Source organism: Scytonema hankhaensis NUACC26 (genome assembly GCF_045865695.1).
Classification (GTDB): Bacteria; Cyanobacteriota; Cyanobacteriia; order Cyanobacteriales; family Nostocaceae; genus Scytonema.
Genome location: NZ_BAACAP010000043.1, coordinates 1 through 6,457, shown reverse-complemented (window position 1 = coordinate 6,457; position 6,457 = coordinate 1). Strand labels below are relative to the sequence as shown.

The 6,457-nt window shown below is 44.7% G+C and carries 6 protein-coding genes and 3 pseudogenes; 3 read left to right on the top strand and 6 right to left on the bottom strand.

Translation table 11 applies throughout. The features are described 5' to 3' along the window. The 3 genes and pseudogenes from ACKTT2_RS00925 to ACKTT2_RS00915 form a co-directional block, all read left to right on the top strand. Window positions 1-104 (top strand): annotated as a pseudogene (locus ACKTT2_RS00925) (photosystem II protein D1); the annotation flags it as partial. Between the two features lie 1,236 nt (window positions 105-1,340). Continuing rightward, window positions 1,341-1,736: pseudogene (locus ACKTT2_RS00920) on the top strand (ParB N-terminal domain-containing protein); the annotation flags it as partial. A 190-nt stretch (window positions 1,737-1,926) separates the two neighbouring features. Beyond that, window positions 1,927-2,280, top strand: coding sequence for a hypothetical protein (locus ACKTT2_RS00915; RefSeq protein WP_407883034.1), 354 nt, complete (start codon window positions 1,927-1,929; stop codon window positions 2,278-2,280). Between the two features lie 108 nt (window positions 2,281-2,388). Here ACKTT2_RS00915 and ACKTT2_RS00910 read toward each other — a convergent pair whose 3' ends face one another. From ACKTT2_RS00910 to ACKTT2_RS00885, 6 genes and pseudogenes are all read right to left on the bottom strand, one after another. Then, window positions 2,389-2,679, bottom strand: coding sequence for a hypothetical protein (locus tag ACKTT2_RS00910; protein WP_407883032.1), 291 nt, complete (start codon window positions 2,677-2,679; stop codon window positions 2,389-2,391). Next, complete coding sequence (locus ACKTT2_RS00905) at window positions 2,585-3,022, bottom strand: FMN-dependent NADH-azoreductase (RefSeq protein ID WP_407883036.1); 438 nt, start codon at window positions 3,020-3,022, stop codon at window positions 2,585-2,587. Before ACKTT2_RS00905 ends, ACKTT2_RS00910 begins: the two co-directional genes overlap by 95 nt. A gap of 78 nt (window positions 3,023-3,100) precedes the next feature. After that, window positions 3,101-3,874 carry a glucose 1-dehydrogenase gene (locus tag ACKTT2_RS00900; protein ID WP_407883030.1) on the bottom strand — a complete coding sequence of 258 codons (774 nt, stop codon included), beginning with the start codon at window positions 3,872-3,874 and terminating at the stop codon, window positions 3,101-3,103. 96 nt (window positions 3,875-3,970) lie between these two features. Continuing rightward, a complete protein-coding gene (locus ACKTT2_RS00895; protein WP_407883028.1) occupies window positions 3,971-4,987 on the bottom strand; it encodes an NADP-dependent oxidoreductase in 1,017 nt (338 codons plus the stop codon). 310 nt (window positions 4,988-5,297) lie between these two features. Further along, a complete protein-coding gene (locus ACKTT2_RS00890; RefSeq protein ID WP_407883026.1) occupies window positions 5,298-5,891 on the bottom strand; it encodes a nuclear transport factor 2 family protein in 594 nt (197 codons plus the stop codon). 297 nt (window positions 5,892-6,188) lie between these two features. Continuing rightward, window positions 6,189-6,457 (bottom strand): annotated as a pseudogene (locus ACKTT2_RS00885) (response regulator transcription factor); the annotation flags it as partial.

The window sequence follows — 6,457 nt, the reverse complement described above, 5'->3', positions numbered from 1 at the left end:
GTATGGAAGTGATGCACGAGCGCAACGCTCACAACTTCCCCCTCGACTTAGCTGCAAACGAAGTCGCTCCTGTTGCCATCAGCGCTCCTGCTATCAACGGTTAATCATAGCAGTACGCGACTAAAAAGCATCAATAACTAGATAAAAGGCGCTCTCCTATTTGGAGAGCGCTTTGTGCGTTTGAAGATAGATATGGAAGAAATACGGACAACTATGCCGAGTAGGTTCAAAAATTTTTTCGCCAAATCTGGAATGGTGGAATTTTCTGTTGTAGTTCCTAATAGATAAACAAAACCTCGGTCAACTGAAGGCAGGTAAATACCTGAAAGACAGTGAAACTTCAATTGATTTACACTTAAATGAACTTTTTATACTAATCCAGACCGCACTGCTTAAAAAGTGGTGCGGTCTTATAATTTATGGCATGAAGAGATTTTTTCTGGATCTTCAGAAAAAAGTCAGTTGATTGACAAAAAGTCAATTTTATCATGCTCTAAGCAGAGCCAGAGGTGCTGCACAAGCGTGCGATCGCTCCCTTGCTTCGGCGTGCAGCCGTATCACTTAAAAGCGTAAGAATTGGATGCAATACATCAAATAATTAAGGAACCGCAGTCTGTAGCAGATGAACACAGATAAATCTGTACTTCATTCAAGTGAGAACCGCTATATTTCCTACAGTCTTATGCCCACTCATCAAAAAACCCGCACGTGGCGGGTAAGAACCAAAGGGTTTAAAACATCGACAAACAGCCAGAATTAATGATTTTTCCAACCGGAATTATCAGTTTTCCAGCCGGAATTATTGCCAGTCCAGCCGGAATTAGTAATTTTTCCAGCCGGAATTATCAGTTTTCCAGCCGGAATTATTGCCAGTCCAGCCGGAATTGGTCACTTGTCCACCCCCAGCCGGAATAATTTGTGTGAAAAATTGAGAATTTTGCTATATAACAAAATAAAAAAAAATTTTTAGTTTTTTTCCTCGATTCCGGACGTGGAATTGGACTATGAGTCTATTTACGACAAAGAGGAAAATCTGACTTTGCTCAAGACAGACAGCCAGAATGATTCAGACTGTCCAACCGGATGAAAGCGGCTTTTAGTACTTGGCGCAGTAGGATGAATGCATTCTGAGACGCTATATATTAGATAGTGAGGTGATCTTGTCCATTGCTCGTAGTAGCGCCAGTCTTATCCACCTTTGTATTGTCACCTGTGTCATTCATTTAGCTAAAACTTCAGGTGGACAGCGGTATCTATGGAAGCCCCTTAGCATTCTGTGTTCAGAAGCATCTTACAGATGACACGCTTGTACTGAATAGCACCTTGTATGGAGGTTGAACGTGAGTCAAAGACTTACTACCCAACGCTCGGCTGCAACAACTTCAAAGCCGAGAAATGTTGCCCGGAAAAATGCTGCTAAAAAGAAAGAAGATGGTTACTCTGGGGCTGCTACACTTTCTGAACCATTGGACAAGAAAGAAAATGATACATTGTCTAGTGCAGCTTCACTCTCCGAGCTATTGGATAAGAAGGAAGATTCAACCGCAGCTACTATGGTGTCTTTGGACAAGATTGTTATGCCAAGCAGTCAACCCTGACGTTATTTTGACCCTAGAGCAATGCGTGCGCTCTTTGAATCGGTTAAGTGCGATGGCATCTTGATGCCCCTGTTGGTAAGACCTGTGGGTGATAAGTATGAGTTAGTGGCTGGCGAGCGGCGATATAAGGCTTACCAACCATCGTCTGAAACTGGGGAACTGACTCAGCGCATGGAGGATACCTGTAAAAAAATCACGCATGTCAAAGGTTTTGGATAATCCTGGCAAACGGAAGAAACTAGAATCTTTGTTGGCTCAGATGGAAGCACTGCTGAGTACTGTTGAGTAAAATTATGTTTTCCTAGCATTGCTTGAGTTCCTTTGACATATGTCGATCTTCGCTCCACCACGTGACAGAGATGCATGGAATACCATCCGAGGGTATGTCTACCAAGTCGTTATCCATTTTTTGTATAAGAGCTTGACACCATCTTCTGCGGCATACCGTCGTATCGTTTTACCTTTTCTTTGGATATATTGGTCGAGTACTTTTGAGAGGATGCGCTTTCGCTTTCAGTCACCTCGACTAATTGAGACGCAATTGTCTGAAGCACAAAGTTTACCTTCAGATCGGCGAGCACAAACAATTTTTAGAGCGATCGCATACGGGCTTGATGTCAGTTTGCCTGACAATCTTGAGCAATGGTTAAACCATTGTCATAGCAGATTAATTGGCAGTTAATATAACCGCTAAATCTTCTCTTGGGGTAAGATCGGTGAGGGCTGTTTTTGCTCAACTTCCTACACAGTAATGACTTTAGGTTCTTAAAAGCATACGGAAATCTCTACTTCAATCAACGGAAAATAGTAATCGATTATACTTCCGTTGATGATACTCATCCAGTGCTTTTTTTATAGAATCCCACTCATTAGAGGACATCAAAGCATTTACTAAACGATCGACTGATTCTTCAAGAATCTTAGCAGATAGCTCAAACCGTTTAATGAAACTATCTTCAATTAGCTGTTTAACTTGCTCTATCCGTCTAGAGCGAACCTGTCCCGTAAGTGACTCCTCGTGCGGTAATAAATAGTACCTTCTTGTCTGCTGCCAGCCCTTTAATAAATTGTCCAACTTCAAAGGTGAATGTGCGACCTACGCGAACAACCCGAGCGATATATGCTTTGAAGTTGGAAGGGATGCTGAAGTTGTGCATTGGTACACTGAAAACACAATGATCGGCCGCCAAAAACTCATCAACTAATTCATCAGAAAACTTGAGGATTTCAACCATTTCTGAGGTTAAAGCCTCTGGCGGCGTAAAGGCAGCGGCAATCCACTCTTCTGTGATGTGAGGAACTGGAGTCTGCCTTAAATCACGATAGATAATGACATCATCGGGATGTAACGGCTGCCACGCAACAACAAATTCTTTCGCGAGTTTGCGGGATTTGGAGCGATCGCCTCGTGGACTCGAATCGATATGCAGAATGGTTGCTATAAACTATTGATCCAGAAACTCAGTTGACATATAGACTTAAGATAATAATGATTTTGCCTTTTAGCCCGCTATAAGTCCACCATCGATCGCGAAAGGTTGACCTGTAATGTAGCTCGCAGCATCAGAACATAAAAACACAACCGTTGCAGCAATTTCTTCAGGTTGACCCATTCGCCCCATTGGGACACTGGACGATACCATCGACTCAAACTGCTCTCTAGTCACACCCATCTCTTGTAGGCTCTGAGGAGTAACGATGTCTGTGCCGCGAAAATAGCCAGGATTGACAGCATTAATCCGAATCCCTTGCTTGGCATAATCGAGCGCAGCAGAACGAGTCAGACCCATCACAGCGTGTTTGCTTGCAGTATAGGGACCAGACCCAGGTCTCCCAATCAATCCCGCTACTGAAGAGGTGTTGACGATCGCCCCTGCTCCTTGAGTCAGCATCTGTTGAATTTCATATTTCATACACAAGAACACCCCCCGCAGGCTAGTCGCCATCATAGTGTCGAAGTCTTCAGCAGACTGCTCATGGAGTGGCTTGGGAGGTCTACCAAACCCAGCGTTATTGAAGGCAAAATCTAACCTTCCGTAACTGGCGACTGTTTTCTCTATCAATGCCTTGATATCCGTTTCACTCGATACATCCGATCGCACAAACAAGCACTCTGCTCCGGTATCGCGAATCAGCGCCGCAGTTTCTTCACCTTTTGCTTCGCGTCTGCCGGAGAAGACTACTTTTGCACCCGCAGCACCGAATGCGATCGCTGCGGCTCGACCGATTCCCGATGTTCCGCCAGTCACCAAAGCAACTTTGTTTTCAAGCATCATAATGCTAACCTCTTGTTGTTGAACCAGTTGCATTTACTTGAGTGTAATGATTGACCATGCTCAACTTCTTTCAGATTCTTATGGTTTTCTTAGTCCCTACTCTTCTGAAACTTTAATGATGAGTTTGCCCTGATTCGTACCGTCAAAGAGCTTGTTAATCGCACTGGGAGCATTTTCAAGACCATTGATCGCATCGACACGATATTGAATCTTGCCTTGAGCGTACCACTCACCTAAATCTGCTAGAGCTTCCTGGGCGCGATCGAAATAGTCGAGAACAATAAATCCTTCGAGCTTTGCACGCTGAGTCACGATGTTAATAAAATTGTATGGACCTGGCACTGGCTCGGTAGCATTGTACTGAGAGATTAGACCACAAAGGACAATCCGCGCTCGGAGGTTGATGAGGCTTAAGACTGCATCGAGAATTTCACCGCCTACATTCTCGAAGTAAACATCGATCCCGTTCGGGCAATGCTGCTGCAAGCTTTCGAGGATAGATTCAGTTTTATAGTTTATAGCTGCATCGAAGCCAAGCTCGTCTTTAAGCCAGCGACATTTTTCTTCGCTACCCGCAATTCCAATGACGCGACACCCCTTGATTTTTCCGATTTGCCCCACGAGAGAGCCAACGGCTCCTGCTGCTCCAGAAACTACAAGCATTTCACCTGCTTTGGGCTTTCCTATATCTAAAAGACCGAAGTATGCCGTCATACCAATAAAGCCAAAAAGTCCCAAGTATGCTGTCAGTGGGACAGACGGGTCTTTTTGGAACTGATTTAGGTCAGTGCCGTCTGCGATCGCATAGTCCTGCCACCCCAGAAACCCCTGAACCAAAGTTCCCTCTGGAAAGTTGGTGTTGCGAGATTGCTCGACGATACCGATACCGAAACCCCGCATCACTTCACCAATGGCTACAGGTGGTAGGTAATTTTCTCCCTCGTTTAACCATCCTCGGTTTGTTGGATCGAGAGACAGATAAATGTTGCGGACGAGGATTTGTCCTTCTTCTAAAGTGGGTATGGGTTGCTGTTTCCATTCAAAATTCGATTCGGCGATCGCACCTACAGGTCGCGTAGCGAGACACCATTGCCGATTTACCTTTGTTGTCATTTAAAATTCCTCCTGCATTTCCACATTGGATTTTCCTGGTCTTATCAAAGTGTATTAAGTTGCAATGCTCGATCGCTTTCAGATTCTTACGATGATTTGTCAGAGTCAGAACAAAAACTCAATGGACAGCAATACTTGTAAGAGCTAGTAATAAGAAGCGCCTTAATATACAACCAGGATGAGTAACGTCCTGGTTGCAAAATGGCGGATTTGGGCATTGATGGTTGCTGGCTCCTACACTTAGAACCTATCTAAAAACCCGTTTGGGGTTTTGAATTTTAATAACAAGAGCGAGTTTTCAGATAGGCATTTAGTCGCGCTCGCCAGCACGATCGATCAGTGCGTTTGAGGGCAAGCTCGGATCGAGTACCTTGCGCGCACTGTCAACCCCTACAACGGGCAGTGTACCCGGATCAAGCATGCCGAGTTGAACCAATACACTTGCCTGATCCCAATAGATGTGCTCATGGGCTAGCTTGCCGTCACGGAACTGAACAATCACTACCACTGGCACTTCAACCCGTTTCCCGGTGGGAGCAATGCCGGGTAGCATCCAGTCCATCCTAACGGTATGAGTGAACTTAGCCACCATTTCATCCACGAGCTGATTAGTCCCGATTGTGCGGGAGATTGGGGTTAGCTCCATGTCCGGCGGCATCTGTGGAATAAAGTATTTGGAATAAAACTCGCGTAGTGCTGGTTTCCCTACTCCCCCAGTCATTACCGGAATGTGGTTAACGTAAGCATCCTCAACCATCGTGGCAAGAGCATCTTCAACGTTGTGAGTGCCAAACTCGTGCCGCAGATGCTCATCCCAGAGTTCTTGCAAAAATTTCTGGGCTGGTGTCAGATTGCTAGTTGCCTTTCCATTTGCTTGTTCGTCTACAGATTGCTGTTTAACCATGATTGGATTCTCCTAGTTCTATCTATTTAAAAGGTGGTACAAGTAAGGAACTGTGGCTACGGTCGTCGCTCATCTTTCTACATCTGTACAAGCAAACTAAAACCTGGCAATTAACTGGCGGTTGGCAATTGACTGCATGACGATTTACATAAATTCAATATATGCAATTGATTTTAAGTTGTCGTCTACAATCAGTTAAATTTTTTCCAGTATAAATTGGTGGAGCAGCCGTTCTATCCTGAAATAGAAGATTGGCTCTAACTCAAGTTAGAATCCGATTTCTATCGAAAGTACACCCTATAAATTGACAATGCCGCGTTTGACAGCAACAATCACAGCTTGGGTGCGATCGCGAAGCGCAAGCTGTACCCAGCTTATCGCTCACATCTAACTTATTCAAAATCCGATTCACATGAGATTTAACCGTGCCTTCACCGATAATCAAAGCAGCCGCAATATCGGCATTACTCATCCCCTGTGCCATTGAACGGAGTACCGCCAGTTCTCTTTCACTCAATTCTGGATTGCTCAGGCGCTGTACCAACTTTGCTCCCACATCAGGCGGA